Annotated in this window: 14 protein-coding genes; 13 read left to right on the top strand and 1 reads right to left on the bottom strand. The window is 60.6% G+C overall.

Annotated features, from left to right (window positions below):
- The first annotated feature begins 336 nt into the window (after positions 1 to 336).
- From bchF to bchJ, 13 genes are all read left to right on the top strand, one after another.
- The gene (bchF, locus tag GWK36_RS13340; RefSeq protein WP_166271817.1) at positions 337 to 855 is read left to right on the top strand and encodes a 2-vinyl bacteriochlorophyllide hydratase; all 519 of its coding nucleotides are present in this window, start codon (positions 337 to 339) and stop codon (positions 853 to 855) included.
- A complete protein-coding gene (locus tag GWK36_RS13335; RefSeq protein ID WP_166271815.1) occupies positions 852 to 2,132 on the top strand; it encodes a ferredoxin:protochlorophyllide reductase (ATP-dependent) subunit N in 1,281 nt (426 codons plus the stop codon). The genes bchF and GWK36_RS13335 overlap by 4 nt, the downstream gene beginning before the upstream one ends.
- Positions 2,133 to 2,136: 4 nt before the next feature.
- Positions 2,137 to 3,693 carry a ferredoxin:protochlorophyllide reductase (ATP-dependent) subunit B gene (gene bchB / locus GWK36_RS13330; protein WP_166271813.1) on the top strand — a complete coding sequence of 519 codons (1,557 nt, stop codon included), beginning with the start codon at positions 2,137 to 2,139 and terminating at the stop codon, positions 3,691 to 3,693.
- Complete coding sequence (locus tag GWK36_RS13325; RefSeq protein WP_166271811.1) at positions 3,668 to 7,405, top strand: magnesium chelatase subunit H; 3,738 nt, start codon at positions 3,668 to 3,670, stop codon at positions 7,403 to 7,405. The genes bchB and GWK36_RS13325 overlap by 26 nt, the downstream gene beginning before the upstream one ends.
- Positions 7,402 to 8,310, top strand: a complete 909-nt coding sequence (gene bchL, locus GWK36_RS13320; RefSeq protein WP_210756786.1) for a ferredoxin:protochlorophyllide reductase (ATP-dependent) iron-sulfur ATP-binding protein — start codon at positions 7,402 to 7,404, stop codon at positions 8,308 to 8,310. The genes GWK36_RS13325 and bchL overlap by 4 nt, the downstream gene beginning before the upstream one ends.
- Complete coding sequence (gene bchM / locus GWK36_RS13315) at positions 8,310 to 9,011, top strand: magnesium protoporphyrin IX methyltransferase (RefSeq protein WP_166271809.1); 702 nt, start codon at positions 8,310 to 8,312, stop codon at positions 9,009 to 9,011. The genes bchL and bchM overlap by 1 nt, the downstream gene beginning before the upstream one ends.
- 163 nt (positions 9,012 to 9,174) lie before the next feature.
- Entirely contained in the window at positions 9,175 to 9,954 is a 780-nt protein-coding gene (gene puhA / locus GWK36_RS13310) for a photosynthetic reaction center subunit H (protein WP_166271807.1), read from the top strand.
- A complete protein-coding gene (puhB, locus tag GWK36_RS13305) occupies positions 9,951 to 10,607 on the top strand; it encodes a photosynthetic complex putative assembly protein PuhB (protein ID WP_166271805.1) in 657 nt (218 codons plus the stop codon). The genes puhA and puhB overlap by 4 nt, the downstream gene beginning before the upstream one ends.
- Positions 10,604 to 11,050, top strand: coding sequence for a photosynthetic complex assembly protein PuhC (gene puhC / locus GWK36_RS13300; protein ID WP_166271803.1), 447 nt, complete (start codon positions 10,604 to 10,606; stop codon positions 11,048 to 11,050). The genes puhB and puhC overlap by 4 nt, the downstream gene beginning before the upstream one ends.
- Before the next feature lie 45 nt (positions 11,051 to 11,095).
- Positions 11,096 to 11,521 carry a hypothetical protein gene (locus tag GWK36_RS13295; protein ID WP_166271801.1) on the top strand — a complete coding sequence of 142 codons (426 nt, stop codon included), beginning with the start codon at positions 11,096 to 11,098 and terminating at the stop codon, positions 11,519 to 11,521.
- A 291-nt stretch (positions 11,522 to 11,812) separates the two neighbouring features.
- Positions 11,813 to 12,670 carry a putative photosynthetic complex assembly protein PuhE gene (puhE, locus tag GWK36_RS13290; RefSeq protein ID WP_166271799.1) on the top strand — a complete coding sequence of 286 codons (858 nt, stop codon included), beginning with the start codon at positions 11,813 to 11,815 and terminating at the stop codon, positions 12,668 to 12,670.
- Between the two features lie 435 nt (positions 12,671 to 13,105).
- On the top strand, positions 13,106 to 14,464 hold the full coding sequence (hemN, locus tag GWK36_RS13285) for an oxygen-independent coproporphyrinogen III oxidase (protein ID WP_246237579.1): 1,359 nt from the start codon (positions 13,106 to 13,108) through the stop codon (positions 14,462 to 14,464).
- Entirely contained in the window at positions 14,461 to 15,054 is a 594-nt protein-coding gene (gene bchJ / locus GWK36_RS13280) for a bacteriochlorophyll 4-vinyl reductase (RefSeq protein ID WP_166271797.1), read from the top strand. Before hemN ends, bchJ begins: the two co-directional genes overlap by 4 nt.
- A 12-nt stretch (positions 15,055 to 15,066) precedes the next feature.
- Here bchJ and hcp read toward each other — a convergent pair whose 3' ends face one another.
- Positions 15,067 to 16,701, bottom strand: coding sequence for a hydroxylamine reductase (gene hcp / locus GWK36_RS13275; RefSeq protein ID WP_210756785.1), 1,635 nt, complete (start codon positions 16,699 to 16,701; stop codon positions 15,067 to 15,069).
- Positions 16,702 to 16,769 lie beyond the last annotated feature (68 nt).

The raw sequence follows: 16,769 nt of genomic DNA, 5'->3' as shown, positions 1-16,769 counted from the left end.
TCGCGAGCTGCGCTTGGCGTTGTCGAAGCGCGCACTGCATCAAGCTAAGGGAAGGTCACCACAAGACCGCATGGCCCGCGTGCTCATCCGACCTCACAATCAAGCTCTAAGACCCTCAGGGCGCCAATCCAAGGAGGTGCGGCCGGTTAAGGGGTCGAGACCTCAATCCTGGTGTGGTCTTTATGTTATGGGGCCTATTTTGAGAGCAGATTCTCGGTTGTCAAGTCAGGTTTACGTAAAGTTTGGTTGACGCATCGGGTAAACCAGACTAGATTTCAGACGATGATTGGCTAAAGATCTTAAGGATCACCCATTCGCATTCTCTGATACCCGCCGATGACCCAACAGGTACCCAACAAACCTCAGCACCCACCGATCTACACCCCAGAGGAGCGCCGGCGCCGGGATGCATCGCCTTGGACGATCGTCCAGGGTGTCCTCGCCCCGCTTCAATTTTTGGTCTTTCTGGTCAGTCTGTATTTGGTATTGCGCTATCTCGCAACCGGTGAGGGGTATCTGGCTGCGACCTGGTCGGTGGTGATCAAGACCCTGGTGCTTTATACCATCATGATCACGGGGTCGATCTGGGAGAAAGAGGTCTTCGGGCAGTATCTGTTTGCCAGGCCCTTCTTCTGGGAGGACGTCTTCAGCATGCTGGTGCTGGCGCTGCATACTGCCTATCTGGTGTCTTTGCTGACGCTCGATCATCAGGCCCAGATGTTCATCGCCCTGGCTGCCTATGCGACCTATGTGATCAATGCGGCGCAATTCCTGATCAAGCTGCGTGTTGCCCGGCTCGAGGGCCAAGCGCAGCGCCAAGAGGCCCAGGGCGTTCTGGCGGAGGCTGCCGAATGACTGTCGCTTCCCTGTCTGCGACGGTTGGCGCCGATATTGGGCCCAAGATCAATCGCGAGCGCGGGCAGCGTCAGGTCTTTTGCGGGCTAGCGGGGATCGTCTGGCTTCATCGCAAGATCCAGGATGCCTTTTTCCTGGTCGTCGGCTCGCGTACCTGCGCCCATCTTTTGCAATCGGCGGCGGGGGTCATGATCTTCGCTGAACCGCGCTTTGCCACCGCCATCCTTCAGGAGCGCGATCTCGCGGGGTTGGCCGATTGCAACCAGGAGCTCGACCGGGTGGTCGGCGAGGTCATCCAGCGTCGCCCTACCATCAAGACCCTGTTTCTGGTCGGTTCTTGCCCATCCGAGGTCATCAAGCTGGATCTTCATAAGGCCGCCGAGCGCCTGTCTGAACACTATCGCGACCAGGTGAGGGTGATCGCTTATTCGGCCAGCGGTCTGGAGACCACCTTTACCCAAGGCGAGGACACCTGTTTGCATGCCTTGCTCCCTGAGCTCCCCGTCCGTCCCGAGGGTGAGCGCTCGCTCTTGATCGTCGGGACCCTGCCGGATGTGGTCGAGGATCAGTTCAAACGTCTATTCGGGGAGCTTGGCATCGGTCCGGTCGAGTTTCTGCCGCCGCGTCATCTGGCTGATGCGCCCGCAGTGGGTCGCAATACCCTGCTGCTCTTGGCGCAGCCCTTCTTGAGCGAGACAGCGCGCGCCCTGCAAAAACGCGGTGCGACCCTGATCCCCGCGCCCTATCCCTTTGGGATCGAGGGCTCGCGCGCCTGGTTTTGGGCGGCGGCCAAGACCTGGGGCGTCTCGCGAGAGCGATTCGAGGCAGTGATTGCGCCTGCGGTCGAACGCGCTGCAAAGGGGCTGAGCCGGCAGCGCGACCTGTTGGCAGGCAAGCGTATCTGGTTTTTGCCCGATTCACAGCTCGAGGTCCCGATCGCGCGCTTTTTGCACCGTGAATGCGGGATGGAGCTCATCGAGGTGGCCACCCCCTTCCTCGACCGCCAGCTCATAGCTGAGGAGCTCGCCTTGCTGCCGCCCCAGGTCTCATTGACCGAAGGTCAGGATCTGGAGCAACAGCTTGTGCGCCTGCGTGCCGCCCGTCCGGATCTGACCGTCTGCGGACTGGGATTGGCCAACCCGCTGGAGGCCAAAGGCCTGCGCACCAAATGGTCGATCGAGCTGGTCTTTACGCCGATCCACGGCTTCGATCAGGCGGCGGATCTAGCTGAACTCTTTGTGCGCCCCCTGTTGCGGGCCGAACGCTTGAGGGTTTAGGGCGATGCAATTGACGCTGTGGTCTTATGAGGGTCCGCCTCATATCGGTGCGATGCGGGTCGCCGCCTCGATGCGTGACACCCATCTTATCCTCCACGCCCCCCAGGGCGATACTTATGCCGATCTGCTCTTTACCATGATCGAGCGCCGGACATCGCGCCCGCCGGTGACCTATACGACCTTCCAGGCGCGCGAGCTGGGCGGCGATACCGCCGAGCTGTTCCTGTCCAGCCTGCGGGCGGCCTATGAACGCTTTCGGCCCGAGCTGCTTCTGGTCGGCGAATCCTGCACCGCTGAGCTGCTCCAGGATCAACCCGGCGCCCTGGCTAGGGGGATGCAGTTGCCGATCCCCGTACTGCCGCTCGAACTTCCCGCTTATACCCGCAAGGAGAACTGGGGAGCCGCTGAGACCCTGTATCAGATTGTGCGCGCCTTGCTCAAGGATCGGGTCCCCCCCCCAGGCAGCGCGCGCCCGCAGCGACCCGCTGGCCATCAACCGACCGCCAACCTCTTGGGGCCGACAGCGCTCGGTTTTCGCTGTCGCGACGATGTCGTCGAGGTCGAGCGCCTGCTGGATTCGATCGGGATCGGGGTCAATGTCGTGGTGCCGTTGAGTGCCTCGCCTGCCGATATCCGGCGTCTGCCCGAGGCCGATTTCAATATCTGTCTCCATCCCGAGATCGCCGAGCAGACTGGCGAATGGCTCAGGCGCCATTTCGCCCAGCCGATGGTCAAGACCGTGCCGATCGGGATCGGTGCCACCCGCGAATTTCTCAAGGAATGCGCAGCCGCCGTCGGTTTGGTCCTCGATAGCGTCCCCGAGCCGGACTGGTCTAGAATGCCCTGGTATTCGCGCTCGGTCGATTCGACCTATCTCACCGGCAAACGGGTCTTCGTCTTCGGCGATGCCACCCATGCGCTGGCGGCGGCGCGGATCGCCGTCGAGGAGCTCGGCTTCAGGTTGGTGGGGCTCGGGACCTATAGCCGCGAATATGCCCGTGAGGTTCGCGAGGCGGCGCGGCGCTATGAGGTCGAGCCGCTGATCACGGATGATTATCTCGAGGTCGAGAAGCGGGTCGCTGAGCTTCAGCCCGACCTGGTGTTGGGCACCCAGATGGAACGCCATATCGCCAAACGGCTCGGTATCCCCTGCGCGGTGATCTCAGCGCCGGTGCATATCCAGGATTTTCCGGCCCGCTATGCCCCGCAGATGGGCTTTGAAGGGGCCAATGTCATCTTCGATACCTGGGTGCATCCGTTGATGATGGGTCTGGAGGAGCACCTCATCACCATGTTTCGCGAGGACTTCGAGTTTCATGAGGATGCGCCGCCCTCGCATCTCGGCTCGATCCAGACGCGTCCGGTCCAGGGGAGCCCCGCTTTCGCAGAACCCGGGCCGTCGATCGTCTGGGCTGCGGATGCAGAACAAGAACTGAAAAAGATCCCCTTCTTCGTTCGTGGCAAGGCGCGGCGCAATACCGAGCGCTTTGCTGCTGAACGCGGGATCAAGACCATCACTGTGGAGACGCTCTACGATGCCAAAGCGCATTTCGGTCGCTGATCAGACGCGCCCCAACCCCGATGCTGCGCCCATCCGTTTTGTCATCATCAACTTGGATGGCCATCTGGCGGGGACGACAGAACGGGCATTGCCTAGGGTCCAGCGCGATCTGCCCGGCTTACAGCTCAGCCTGCATGCGGCGGCCGAATGGGCGGATGATCCGGCGGCGCTCGAGCGCTGCAAACGAGACATCGCCGAGGGCGACATCATCATGGTTACCATGCTGGTCATGGAGGAGCACTATAAGCCCATCCTGCCGGCGCTTGCGGCGCGGCGCGATCAGTGCGATGCCATGATCGTCTGCATGTCGGCCTCCGAGCTCATGAAGCTCACCCGCATGGGCGGCTTCCATATGGATGGCTCGGGTGGTGGCCCGATCGCCCTTCTCAAGAAACTGCGCGGCAACAAGGAACATCAACAAAGCGCCGGTGCCCAGCAGATGTCCATGCTGCGCCGCATCCCCAAGCTGTTGCGTTTCATCCCCGGCACGGCCCAGGATGTGCGCGCCTATTTTCTGACCCTGCAGTATTGGTTGGCTGGTTCGGATGAAAACCTGGGCAACATGATCCGCTTCCTGGTTGATCGCTATGCCGATGGCCCGCGGCGCCATCTGCGCGGTACCCTCAAGGTCCCCCCGCCCGTCGAATATCCCGAGGTCGGGCTCTATCACCCGCGCCTGCCCGGGCGGATCACGGATCAGCTCAATCAGTTGCCGGGGATCAAGGATGGCAAAAAGGGGCGGGTAGGGCTCCTGTTGATGCGCTCCTATGTCTTGGCGGGCAATGCCGGGCACTATGATGGCGTGATCCAGGCGCTGGAGGCGCGGGGGCTGGAGGTGATCCCCGCCTTTGCCAGTGGTCTGGATGCGCGTCCGGCGATCGAGCGGTTCTTTATGAAGGACGGTGCGGCGACCGTCGATGCTGTGGTCTCGCTCACCGGTTTCTCGCTGGTCGGCGGTCCGGCCTATAACGACGCCCAGGCCGCGGAAGAGATGCTCAGACGTCTAGACGTACCCTATCTCTCGACGCTGGCAGTTGAGTTTCAGTCCCTCGACCAATGGGCGTCCTCGGACCAGGGGCTGCTGCCGGTCGAGGCGACCATGATGGTGGCCATCCCCGAGCTGGACGGCGCTGCTGGGCCCCTGGTCTATGGAGGGCGCACGGGGAGCGGTACGCAAGAAGGTGCGCGCGACATGCAGGCCCATCCCGAGCGCGCCGCCATGCTGGCGGCACGCGTCGAGAAACTGGTACGCCTGCGTCGCACCGAGCGCGCCCAGCGCAAGATCGCCATCGTGCTCTTTAACTTCCCGCCGAATGCCGGCAATACCGGGACTGCGGCCTATCTCTCGGTCTTCGCCTCGCTCTATAACGTCATGCGCGCCATGCAGTCGGCGGGCTATAGCGTCGAGCTTCCAGCCAGCGTCGATAAGCTGCGCGAACGTATCGTCAATGGCAATGCCGCGCGATTCGGCGCCCATGCCAACGTCCATGCCTGCATCCCCACCGACGATCATGTTCGGCGCGAACCCTATCTCGCCGAGATCGAGAAACAATGGGGACCGGCCCCTGGCAGACAGCAAAGCGATGGTGCCTCGATCTTTGTGCTGGGCGCGCAATTTGGCAATGTCTTCGTCGGCATTCAGCCCTCGTTCGGTTATGAGGGTGACCCGATGCGTCTGTTGTTCGAGAAGGGCTTTGCCCCGACCCATGCCTTCTCGTCCTTTTATCGCTATCTGCGCGAGGACTTCGGGGCGCATGCGGTCCTCCATTTTGGGACCCATGGTGCGCTCGAGTTCATGCCCGGCAAACAGGTGGGCTTGAGCAGCACCTGCTGGCCGGATCGTCTGATTGGGGATCTGCCGAACATCTATCTCTATGCCTCGAACAACCCTTCCGAGGGCACCATCGCCAAGCGCCGCTCGGCGGCCACCCTGATCAGCTATATCACCCCGCCGATCGCCCATGCGGGCCTATATAAGGGTCTGGTCGAACTCAAGTCCTCGCTCGAGCGCTGGCGCAGCCTGCCGCCTACCGAGTCCGATGAACGCAAGTCGCTTGTTGAGTTGATCCAGGCCCAGGCCGCCGAGCTGGAACTGGCTGAACTCGAACCGGCCTGGGACGCGGATGAATATGCCGGGCGCATTGCCCAGCTCAATGACAAGCTCCTCGAGCTCGAATACACCCTGATCCCGCATGGCCTACATGTCGTCGGTGAGTCTCCCAGCCCAGAGGAGCGGGTGGATCTCCTGATCGCGGTCGCCGAATCGATCCGCGATATTCAACCCGAACGAGCGGCGGTGGAGGCATTGCTCGCTGGCCAATCGCCCGAGAAGGCGCTCAAGGCCGGCAAGATGAAGGCGACCGAGGAGCATGTTACGCTCTTCCGCGAGCTTGCCGAGATCGACCGCCTGCTCGTACAGGACACCGAGACTCCCGCCATCCTGCGTGCGCTCGATGGGCGGTTCATCCCGCCGGCGCCGGGCGGCGACCTGTTGCGCACCCCAGCGATCCTGCCGACTGGACGCAACCTGCATGGTTTCGATCCCTTCCGCCTGCCGAGCCTATTTGCGGTCAAGGATGGCGCCAAACAGGCCCAGCGTCTCATCGAACGGCATCTCGCTGAGGGCAGCGGCTTCCCCGAGACCGTCGCCATGGTCCTATGGGGCACGGATAACCTCAAGACCGAGGGCGGGCCCATCGGTCAGGCCCTGGCCTTGATGGGCGCACGCCCGCGTTTCGACAACTATGGGCGGCTGGCTGGCGCGATCCTGATTCCCCTGGAGGAGCTCGGGCGCCCGCGCATCGATGTCGTCATGACCCTCTCGGGTATCTTCCGCGATCTGTTGCCGTTGCAGACCAAGCTCTTGGCCGAGGCCGCCTATCTCGCCGCCACAGCGGACGAGCCGGTCGAACAGAACTTCATCCGCAAGCATGTGCTTGAGTATCAGCAGGTGCATGGCTGCGATCTCGAGACTGCGGCCTTGCGTGTCTTTAGTAACGCCGATGGGGCCTATGGTGCCAACGTCAATCATCTGATCGACAGCAGCACCTGGAATGACGATGGCGAGATCGCCGAGACCTATACCCGGCGCAAGAGCTTTGCCTATGGGCGATCGGGCAAGCCGGTTCAGCAGGTCGAGCTCTTAAAGAGCATGCTGGGCAAGGTGCAGCTCGCCTATCAAAACCTCGATTCAGTCGAGCTCGGGGTGACCACCGTCGATCATTATTTCGACACCCTGGGTGGGATCGCCAAGGCGGTCAATCAATACAAGGGCGGTGAGGTGCCGGTCTATATCGGTGACCAAACCCGCGGCGAGGGGGTGGTACGCACTCTGGCCGAGCAGGTCACGCTCGAGACCCGCACCCGCATGCTCAATCCCAAATGGTATGAGGGCATGCTCAAGCATGGTTATGAGGGTGTGCGCCAGATCGAGGTCCATATCACCAATACCATGGGCTGGTCGGCGACCACGGGCCAGGTCGCGCCCTGGGTCTATCAGCAGCTCACCGAGACCTTCGTCCTCGATGAGGCGATGCGCAGGCGCCTGGCCGAGCTGAACCCCACGGCGTCGGCCAAGCTCGCCAATCGGCTGATCGAGGCCCACGAGCGTAACTACTGGACACCGGATGAGGCGACCCTCGAGGCGCTCAGGCAAGCGAGCGAAGAATTGGAAGATCGGCTCGAGGGCGTCTATCAGGAGGCAGCTGCATGAGCATGCAGCAGATTGCTGATGATCCATTGCCCAAGCGCCCCGATGGCGAGGGGAGCGTCCAGGTCCAGCTCGATCCGGGTCTGCGGATTGAGGGGACGCGGGTTTTTGCTGTCTATGGCAAGGGCGGGATCGGTAAGAGCACGACCTCGTCCAACCTCTCCGTTGCCTTCTCCAAGCTCGGCAAGCGGGTGCTCCAGATCGGCTGCGATCCCAAGCACGACTCGACCTTCACCCTGACCAAATGCCTGGTGCCCACGGTCATTGACATCCTGGAGTCGGTTGATTTCCATATCGAGGAGTTACGCCCGAGCGACTATGTCTATGAGGGCTACAACGGGGTCCTGTGCGTCGAGGCTGGCGGTCCGCCGGCGGGTACCGGCTGCGGCGGCTATGTGGTGGGGCAGACGGTCAAGCTGTTGAAACAGCACCATCTGCTCGAGGAGACGGATGTAGTGATATTCGATGTCTTGGGAGACGTCGTCTGCGGCGGTTTTGCTGCTCCTTTGCAGCATGCCGAGCGGGCATTGATCGTCACTGCCAATGACTTCGACTCGATCTTTGCCATGAACCGGATCGCCACTGCCATCCTCGCCAAATCCAAACATTATCGGGTGCGCATCGGTGGCCTGGTTGCCAATCGCAGCCGTGAGACCGATGAGATCGACCGTTTTGCCGAGGCCGTCGGTTTAAAGCGACTGGCCCATCTGCCCGACCTCGACATCATCCGCCGCAGCCGCTTGAAAAAGGCGACCGTATTCGAGATGGCGGACGAACCAGGGTCTGGTCTCAAGGAAGCGCAAGAACAGTATCTGCAGCTCGCCGAACAGCTCTGGGCAGGGGTCGACCCCCTGGATGTCCACCCCATGCGCGATCGCGAGATCTTCGAGTTTTTGGGATTCAACTGATGGCCGAATCCTCGTATCAAGAACGGCGCGGCTGGATCGCCCACTATTTCGACCGCACTGCCGCCGATGCCTGGGCACGGTTGACCTCGGATGCCAAGGTTAGCCGGGTGCGCCAGACGGTGCGCGCCGGGCGCGATGAGATGCGCCGCACCCTGCTGGGGTGGCTACCCGAGGACCTGCGCGGCAAGCGCCTCCTCGATGCCGGCTGCGGGACGGGGATGCTCGCGGTCGAGGCGGCGCGGCGGGGGGCCGAGGTCGTCGCGGTCGACGTGGCACCGACCTTGATCCAGATCGCCCGCGAACGCCTGCCGTCTGACTTCGGTCCGGGTTCAGTCGAGTTCATCGCGGGCGATATGCTCGATCCCGCCCTGGGCCAGTTCGATCATGTCGTAGCCATGGATTCGCTGATCCACTACCGCCCCGAGGATGCGGTGCGTGTATTGGGCAGGCTGGCCGAACGCACGCACGGTTCGATCCTCTTTACCTTTGCTCCGCGGACGGCCTTGTTGGTGATCATGCATGCGGTCGGTCAGCTCTTTCCGCGCGGCGACCGCTCGCCGGCGATCGAACCGGTGAGCGCGGAGCGATTGCGCGCCTTGATTGCCGCTGAATCCGGGTTGCAGGGTTGGCAGCCAGGGCGCACTCGGCGGATCGCCGTTGGGTTTTATCTCTCCCAGGCCCTGGAGCTGATCCAGTCGTGATGGGATATACTGATAAATCGATCGTTTGAATGGCGGGCGGGGAAAGGCGAGCCAGCTCAAGCGATCCTCAGAGCGCTGGTCGCCGGGGTCTATCCGGGCGCCTGGCTAATGTGGTCTAGCTAGTGATCCTGGCTAGCATTGTTATTCCTACGGAGGTTGAGCTATGTCTGTTGGTGCTGAGCATTATATCGACGCTGCCCAGGTCACCATCTGGGTCTTCTGGTTCTTCTTCGCCGGTTTGATCTATTACCTGCGCACCGAAGACAAGCGTGAGGGCTATCCGCTTGATTCGGATATCACCGAAAATACGGGCGGGCGGGTCAAGACCTATGGTTTCCCCGAGCCGCCGGCCCCCAAGACCTTTGTGCTGCCCCACAATCAAGGCACTGTCGTGGCTCCACGCGAAGAGGCCCCGCTCAAGGTCAATGCCACCCCGACCGCGCCCTTCCACGGTGCCCCCATGGATCCGATCGGCGACCCCATGCTCTCGGGTTTTGGCCCAGCAGCATCGCCCGACCGTGCCAAGCATTGTGACCTGACCTATGAAGGCCAGCCCAAGATCGTGCCGCTGCGGGTAGCCAAGGACTTCTCGATCCATGAGCGCGATCCCGATCCGCGCGGAATGACCGTTTTGGGGCTAGATGGTGAGGTCGCCGGTACGGTTACCGATGTGTGGGTCGATCGCTCCGAGCCGCAGATCCGCTATCTCGAGGTTAAGGTAGCGGCCAATGGCAAGCAGGTCCTGCTGCCGATCGGGTTTAGCCGTTTTGATAAGAAGAACCGTTTTGTCAAGGTCCATGCGATCAAGGCGGCGCACTTTGCCAATGTTCCGACCCTGTCCAAGGCCGACCAGGTCACTCTCTATGAGGAGGACAAGATCTGTGCCTATTACGCGGGCGGTAAGCTCTATGCTACGGCCGATCGCGCCGGTCCCTGGCTGTGAGGGAGTATGATTTCGAACCCATCCCGGGTTTACCCGAGCGCCTCCCGCCTGGCGAGGAGGTGCTCTGGCAGGGTTCGCCGAGCTGGAAGGCTATGGCCCGGCGGGCCTTTCATGTCCGCAAGGTGGCGATCTATTTCGCTATCCTGGCTGTTTTGGCCGTCGCTGTGGACGCCTCGGATGGACTGACCCTCATCAGTCTGGTCAAGGGTTTGACTTGGATCCTCTTTCTCGCCCTCCTGACCATCGGCCTGCTGACGCTCCTGGCATGGTCGATGGCCCGTTCAAGCATCTATACCATCACCAATCGCCGAGTGGTGATGCGCATCGGCGCCGCCTTACCGATGATGGTCAATCTACCATTCAAACAGGTTCAGGCAGCCGATCTCTGCGTCCATGATGATGGCACGGGGGATATTTCGCTGCGTATGGACCCATCGGCCAAACTATCCTATCTCCTCTTCTGGCCGCATGTCCGACCTTGGCAGTTTTCGCCACCGCAACCGATGTTACGCACCCTTCCCGAGCCGAAGGTCGTTGCTGAGATCCTAGCCAAGGCGCTTAATGAGTTTCAGAGTACCGCGGGCCAGCCATCCGAGACGGTAGCCATGCCTGCCGAGAACCCATCGAGCTCACCGGTGAGGTTAGAGACGTGAGTGACGCATTCGAGGGACGATCCCCGCCCAAAGGGGTGTTGATCGCACTCTCGGCCCTAGTCATCCTGACGATTCTTGGGGTCGGGGTTGCCCGTCTGACGGGTTATAAGTTTGAGCAGGCCCCCATCCTGCCTGAGGTCGAATCGCGCGATATCCGCTTCGTCGAACAGGCGGATGGCTCCATGGAGGTGCGCGATGTCGCCACCGGTGAACTCATCCAGACCCTACCGCCCGGTCAAGAGGGCTTTGTGCGCGGTGTATTGCGCGCCCTGGCGCGCCAGCGCAAGGGCTACCATACTGATCTTAGCCAACCCTTTCATTTGGCGCGGCGTGCCAATGGCATGTTAACGCTTGAAGACCCGGTAACTGGAATCCTGCTTGATCTGCGCGCTTATGGCGTCGATAACGAAGGCGCCTTCGCTGCCTTCATGTCGGGCCGGTAGATTCGCTGGGCGCCAGATCGATATCCCCACGAGAGGACAAACCAGATGAGCACCGTCTTATGGGCGAATTATCTACTGGATGATGGCGAGGTCGTCTCAGATGAAAGCGATAAATGGGCGCTGTTTGAGTATAGCGATACGCTTGATGAAGTGGCGAGCGCGGCAGGATTGGAGCCGTTTTCTAGCCTGATCGATGATACTGACTTTCAATTCAACCTCAGCGATGCCGATGAGCTCCCTGACGGGATGGAATCGAGCGATGAGCTCATGGCGCGCGATGGGGTCTGGCGCGATGCAGGTGAGGCCCTGGTAATCCTCAATGGACTATATGATCTGCTTGTCCAAGAACGACCCGAGGACATCGCAGAAGAAGATTACGATGATCTGCTGAACGAGCTGTCAGAGAGCATCGAATACGCAAGGCAGGCGCATGAATTGGGGGCCAAGTTCAATTTGGCCGTGATTATGTGATCTTATTTCACCAGAAGCCTGATCGCCATCAGACGATGGGTTATCCTGTGTCTTGCGTTTGTTAAGACGTCAAGCCCCCCTTTGCCTTAAGGCATCTCCTCGCAAAGATGCCGCGGGGATCATCATGAATTGATGGTTATGGAGCCAAGCGGCGGTTTTGCGAAGCCAGAGACCAGATACAAGCCCGCGTGCGATCTCCGTGCGATCTCTTTTCATTGATGCGCTCATTGCGACTCACGCCCTCAATCTAGATTTGACAGGCCTTCAGTACCTCCAGAGACGCGCCCCCGCATGGTCGATTATGGATTCCCCATTTTGTTTGCGCTCTTTCTCTGGTGGTCGAGCACGGGACTTGTGCTTTATCTCGATAACCTCCCGGGTGCTACCTTTCGGTGGAGCCTGTTGGGGGGCGCTGTCGTACTAGCAATTGCTACCTTTGTCCTGATCGTGAGCAGCGCCTCGGCAAGCGTCATTGCTGCCTATCTTGGCTTTACCTCGGGGGTCTTGATCTGGGGTGTCTTTGAGATGAGCTATTTCACGGGTTTCATCGCCGGCCCCCGCAAGACCCCTTGTCCACCTGGCTGCTCTAATAGCAAGCGTTTTGGATTGGCGATCCTGACGGGGTTGTACCACGAGCTCTTAATCATCGGGATGGCGCTCTTTCTGCTTCTGAGTACCTGGGATGAGCCGAATCAGGTCGGGACCTGGACCTTTGTGGTGCTGTGGCTCATGCGCTGGAGCGCCAAGCTCAATCTGTTCCTTGGGGTACCCAATCTTAATGAGGACTGGCTACCCGAACAGCTCAAATATCTGCGCAGCTATATGGTCAAACGCCCGATGAACCTCCTCTTTCCGATCTCGGTGACCTTGGCAACCATCATCGACGCCCTAATGGTATCGGCGGCCTTGGCCCCTGGTGTTGAAACTGCCGAGGCTGTGGGATTGATTTTGGTGGCGACCCTTCTGGGTTTGGCCATCCTTGAGCATTGGTTCCTCGTCTTGCCCTTTCCGGATGAATGGCTGTGGGCCTGGGCTTTACCGCGCCGATCACAGGCCAGCTCCCCCGAGGAGGAGAAGGGGCACCAGCTTCCACCGGAGGCGGCTCTCCAGAAACGCATCACGGGTCGGCATCTTGCCAAGATTGGCTGATCCAAACAACTCGTTTGGGAACTATCGTCGCTTAACACAATACACTCGCCGACCGCGAGGCGGTATACTGTAACTCCGGCTCTAGCCTGGGACACTATGCGTATCCCGCTGGTCCAAGGTTTATTTGGAGGGAGACTGGGGTCATGGGGTAGAGGCCATGTTGATTGCAGCGAATGGCCTGGAGCGGCAAGTGGTTGGCTTATGATAACGCCGCCTGCTAAAACGATTTGGGATCAGGCAGCGCAGGATGCAACGCCTCTCATACCTGTGAGGCCACGATCAGCCTCTGGGTATCCCACCCAAAGCCCCAGCGCCTCAGTGGAGGGATGTCAGTCGCGGTCGCGCTCGCTGCGTCGTTGGTCAGAGCCCGTGAGCGTGTCCCCGCGGTGAGAACTACAATGACAACGACTCAAATCGACTAGGCGGATGATAGACATGGCGTCTTCTATCCCTACGAGCCTTCCCTTGGAGTTTCTCGAACGGTACGATCTGATGGCGCCTGGCTGTCCCATGGGCTCTCTCGGATCGCCTGGAGACAAGCCGTTCACACAGGCCCAATACATCGAGGTCCTGGAAGGCTTACGCCAAAGGCCAGAGGCCCATCTGGCCGTCTATATCCATATTCCTTTCTGTCACGTGCGCTGTCTCTATTGCGCCTGTGACACGACCATCACCCATAGCCTCGAGCGGGTGGATCAATATCTGGATGCGCTCGAACGTGAGATGGAAATGGTCAGCGAGCGTATCGGTTTGGGCCGCCCGCTTCAGCATCTGCATGTTGGAGGGGGCACGCCGAATCATCTAACCGAACCGCAGCTTGCGCGGCTGATGGAGATCGTCGAGCGGCATTTCACCCTCACCGCCGACTCTTGTACCTCGATCGAATGTAACCCGCGCCGGGTCTCCGTCGGCCAGCTCGAGCTGATCCGCGGCCTGGGTTTTCGGCGGATCAGCTTCGGTGTCCAGGATCTCAATAGCGATGTGCAGCGCGCCATTGGGCGTGTCCAGTCGCTGGGCATGGTGCGCGACGTTTGTCTGACCGCCCGCCAGGTCGGTTTTGACAGCATCAATCTCGATCTGGTCTATGGATTGCCGTTTCAAACCCCAAGCGGTTTCCAGGCCACCCTCGATCAGGTCCTGGAGCTGGCCCCGGATCGCATCGCCTGTTTTAGCTATGCCCATGATCCATCTAAACGCCCTCATCAGCACGCCATCAATCCCGCCCATCTCCCTAGCCCCACCGAAAAGCTCGCCCTCTTCCATCGCGCTGTCCGAACCTTTACTGAGGTCGGTTATCGTTGGATCGGGATCGATCTATTCGTCCTGGAGGATGATGAACTCTATGAGGCTCAGAAGACAGGTCGGCTCCATCGCAATGCGATCGGCTATACCACCTCACCTGAGCAAGAGGTCCTAGCCTTCGGGCCAAGCGGTACGAGCGAGATCGGCGATGCCCTGGTGCGCAATGAAACCGATCTGCGTTTGTGGCAGCTGCGAGTCAACAATGGTCAGTTCCCGATCAGCTCGGGTCGCTGTCTCGATGAGGCCGATCAGCGCCGGCGCCAGGCCATGCTGTATCTCATGTGTAACCTACAACTGCCTGCAACCGCCGCCGCTGATCTGGAATATGAGCAACTCTGCCGCAAGGCCGAGCATGGTCTTGTCGAGATCTCGGAAGAAGGGATCAGGGTCACCCCCCAGGGCCGCTATATCCTGCACGGTTTGTGCGCTGAGCAAGAGGAGTTGGGCAGTGATTGCAGCACTGCCCAGCGTCATTTCAGGATGTTGTCGTGAAGCCGGACAACCAGGGACGGATCGGTCCCAATGCTATCATTCGTATCCATGAATCGCTGATCGAGCAGCGGGGCCGCGAGTGCGCTGAGGCCGTGTTCAAGCAAGCTGAATTGCCCCGTTATCTCGCTGCGCTCCCTGAAACCATGGTCCCCGAAGCTGAGGTGATCGCCCTGCATCAGGCCCTGCGCGTCGAGCTTGGGGTCGTCGAGGCGCGGGCGATCGGGCGGGATGCAGGGCGGCGCACCGGCGATTATCTACTCGCCTGCCGTATCCCCAAGCCGGCCCAATGGCTGCTCAAGCACCTGCCGGCGCCGCTGGCCGCGCCCTTGCTGCTTAAGGCGATCGCAGCCAATGCCTGGACCTTCGTCGGGACGGGGCGCTTCACTATCGAACCCGGATCCAGGCCCAGCATTCGGATCGATGACTCGCCCTTATGCCGCGGGGCCCAGGCCGATGTACCACTCTGCGACTTTTATGCCGGCACCTTCGAGTGCCTGTTGCAGACACTGGTGCATCCAGGCGCGCGCGTGACCGAGACCCAATGCGCTGCCCAGGGAGCCCCTTATTGCCGCTTTGCGCTGAGCTGGTAAAAGGCGCATCTCTCAGGCCCCCGCCAGCATCTCCTGAATATCCGTTTCCGGGTCGCGGATCGGTTTGAGGTCAAAGCGCTCGGCCAAGAGCTGCACCACCTTGGGCGACAAGAATGCGGGCAGTGTGGGGCCGAGGCGGATGTGCTTGACCCCGAGCGCCAAGAGCGCAAGCAACACAATGACCGCCTTCTGCTCATACCAGGCGATGTCATAAGCGATCGGTAGGTCGTTGATATCTGCAACGCCCAAGACCTCCTTGAGCTTCAGGGCGACATAGGCCAGCGAGTAGGCATCGTTGCATTGACCGGCATCGAGCAGTCGCGGGATACCGGCGATCTCACCCAGCTCAAGCCCGTTGAAGCGATATTTGGCGCAGCCGGCGGTGAGGATCAGGGTATCCTGGGGCAGGCGTTGGGCGAGCTCGGTATAATAGGCGCGCTGTTTGTGGCGTCCGTCGCAACCGCCCATGACGATCAGCCGCCGGACGGCACCGGATTGGACCGCAGCGAGCACCTGCTCGGCGAGCGCCAGGAGCTGGGCATGGGCAAAGCCAGTGATGAGCTCTCCTTGCTCAAGGGGAGTGGGCGGTGAGCAGGTGCGGGCGCGGGCGATCACCGGCGAAAAGTCCTTGCTACCCCCCGGGGGACGGTCGGCGATGTGGGGCACGCCTGGCCAACCGGCCTGACCTGTCGTAAAGATCCGGTCGCGATAGCTCTCTTCGATCGGGATCAGACAGTTGGTGGTCATCAGGATAGCGCCGTTGAAGGCAGCGAATTCCTTGTCCTGTTGCCACCAGGCATGCCCATAATGACCCACAAGGTGCGGGTATTGCTTGAAGGCAGGATAAGCATGGGCCGGCAGCATCTCGCCATGGGTATAGACATCGATCCCCGTCCCCTGGGTCTGCTCCAGCAGTTCTGCTAAGTCCTTAAGATCATGGCCGGAGATCAAGATCCCGGGATGGGTCCCCACCTGCTGTCTGATGCGGGTGAGCTCGGGGTTGCCGAAGGTGCTGGTATGGGCGCTATCGAGCAATGCCATTACCACAACACCCTGTGCACCGCAGCGCAACACCCAAGCGAGGAGTACGTCCGGATGGGACTCGGTCAAACTGGCCGCGAGCGCTTCGATCATAAACGCATTGATCTCGGGCTGCTCGAACCCTAGGATCGCCGCATGATCCAGATACGCGGCCAGACCCTTCAAACCATAGACCAACAGCTCGCGCAGGGCGCGGACGTCTTCATCGGATTCGGCGAGGATGCCAACTGCAATGCCCCTTTCCAGGTATTGATCTGGGCTACCTGACCACTGGGCCGCATCCAGGTCATTGGCCGCATCAAAACCGAGCATCGCCTTGAGCGCCTCACGCCGGGCGATGGTCTCCTCGATGCGTTCGGTCAGGCGGGCATCGTCGAAATTGACGTTGGTGACGGTCATAAACAAGGACTCGGCGATGAAACGACCGAGTGAGGGATCGGTGCGAATCCGTGCGGGCGCCGCCTGAGCGACGACGGCAAGTCCCTTGAGCAGATAGATCAACAGGTCTTGGAGCTGAGCCGTGGTCGAATGCTTACCGCAGATTCCCAGATGAGTGCAGCCACGGCCTTTGGAGGTCTCTTCGCATTGAAAACAGAACATCTGCATGACTATTATCCTCGCGCATCAGGAAATGGCCGAACTAGGCTGACAGGGTGGCACCGTTACGGCTCGAT

It is taken from the genome of Caldichromatium japonicum, assembly GCF_011290485.1.
Lineage (GTDB): Bacteria > Pseudomonadota > Gammaproteobacteria > Chromatiales > Chromatiaceae > Thermochromatium > Thermochromatium japonicum.
The sequence above is the reverse complement of the archived record's forward strand: the minus strand, read 5'-3'. Positions and strand labels throughout refer to the sequence as shown.

What these genes read in the sequence shown, in the direction of transcription:
- bchB (WP_166271813.1), top strand. Translation starts at nt 2,137, where the DNA reads ATGCAATTGACGCTGTGGTCTTATGAGGGTCCGCCTCATATCGGTGCG.
- GWK36_RS13325 (WP_166271811.1), top strand. Translation starts at nt 3,668, where the DNA reads ATGCCAAAGCGCATTTCGGTCGCTGATCAGACGCGCCCCAACCCCGAT.
- puhA (WP_166271807.1), top strand. Translation starts at nt 9,175, where the DNA reads ATGTCTGTTGGTGCTGAGCATTATATCGACGCTGCCCAGGTCACCATC.
- hemN (WP_246237579.1), top strand. Translation starts at nt 13,106, where the DNA reads ATGGCGTCTTCTATCCCTACGAGCCTTCCCTTGGAGTTTCTCGAACGG.
- GWK36_RS13295 (WP_166271801.1), top strand. Translation starts at nt 11,096, where the DNA reads ATGAGCACCGTCTTATGGGCGAATTATCTACTGGATGATGGCGAGGTC.
- hcp (WP_210756785.1), bottom strand. Translation starts at nt 16,701, where the DNA reads ATGCAGATGTTCTGTTTTCAATGCGAAGAGACCTCCAAAGGCCGTGGC.
- GWK36_RS13335 (WP_166271815.1), top strand. Translation starts at nt 852, where the DNA reads ATGACTGTCGCTTCCCTGTCTGCGACGGTTGGCGCCGATATTGGGCCC.
- bchL (WP_210756786.1), top strand. Translation starts at nt 7,402, where the DNA reads ATGAGCATGCAGCAGATTGCTGATGATCCATTGCCCAAGCGCCCCGAT.
- puhE (WP_166271799.1), top strand. Translation starts at nt 11,813, where the DNA reads ATGGTCGATTATGGATTCCCCATTTTGTTTGCGCTCTTTCTCTGGTGG.
- bchM (WP_166271809.1), top strand. Translation starts at nt 8,310, where the DNA reads ATGGCCGAATCCTCGTATCAAGAACGGCGCGGCTGGATCGCCCACTAT.
- bchF (WP_166271817.1), top strand. Translation starts at nt 337, where the DNA reads ATGACCCAACAGGTACCCAACAAACCTCAGCACCCACCGATCTACACC.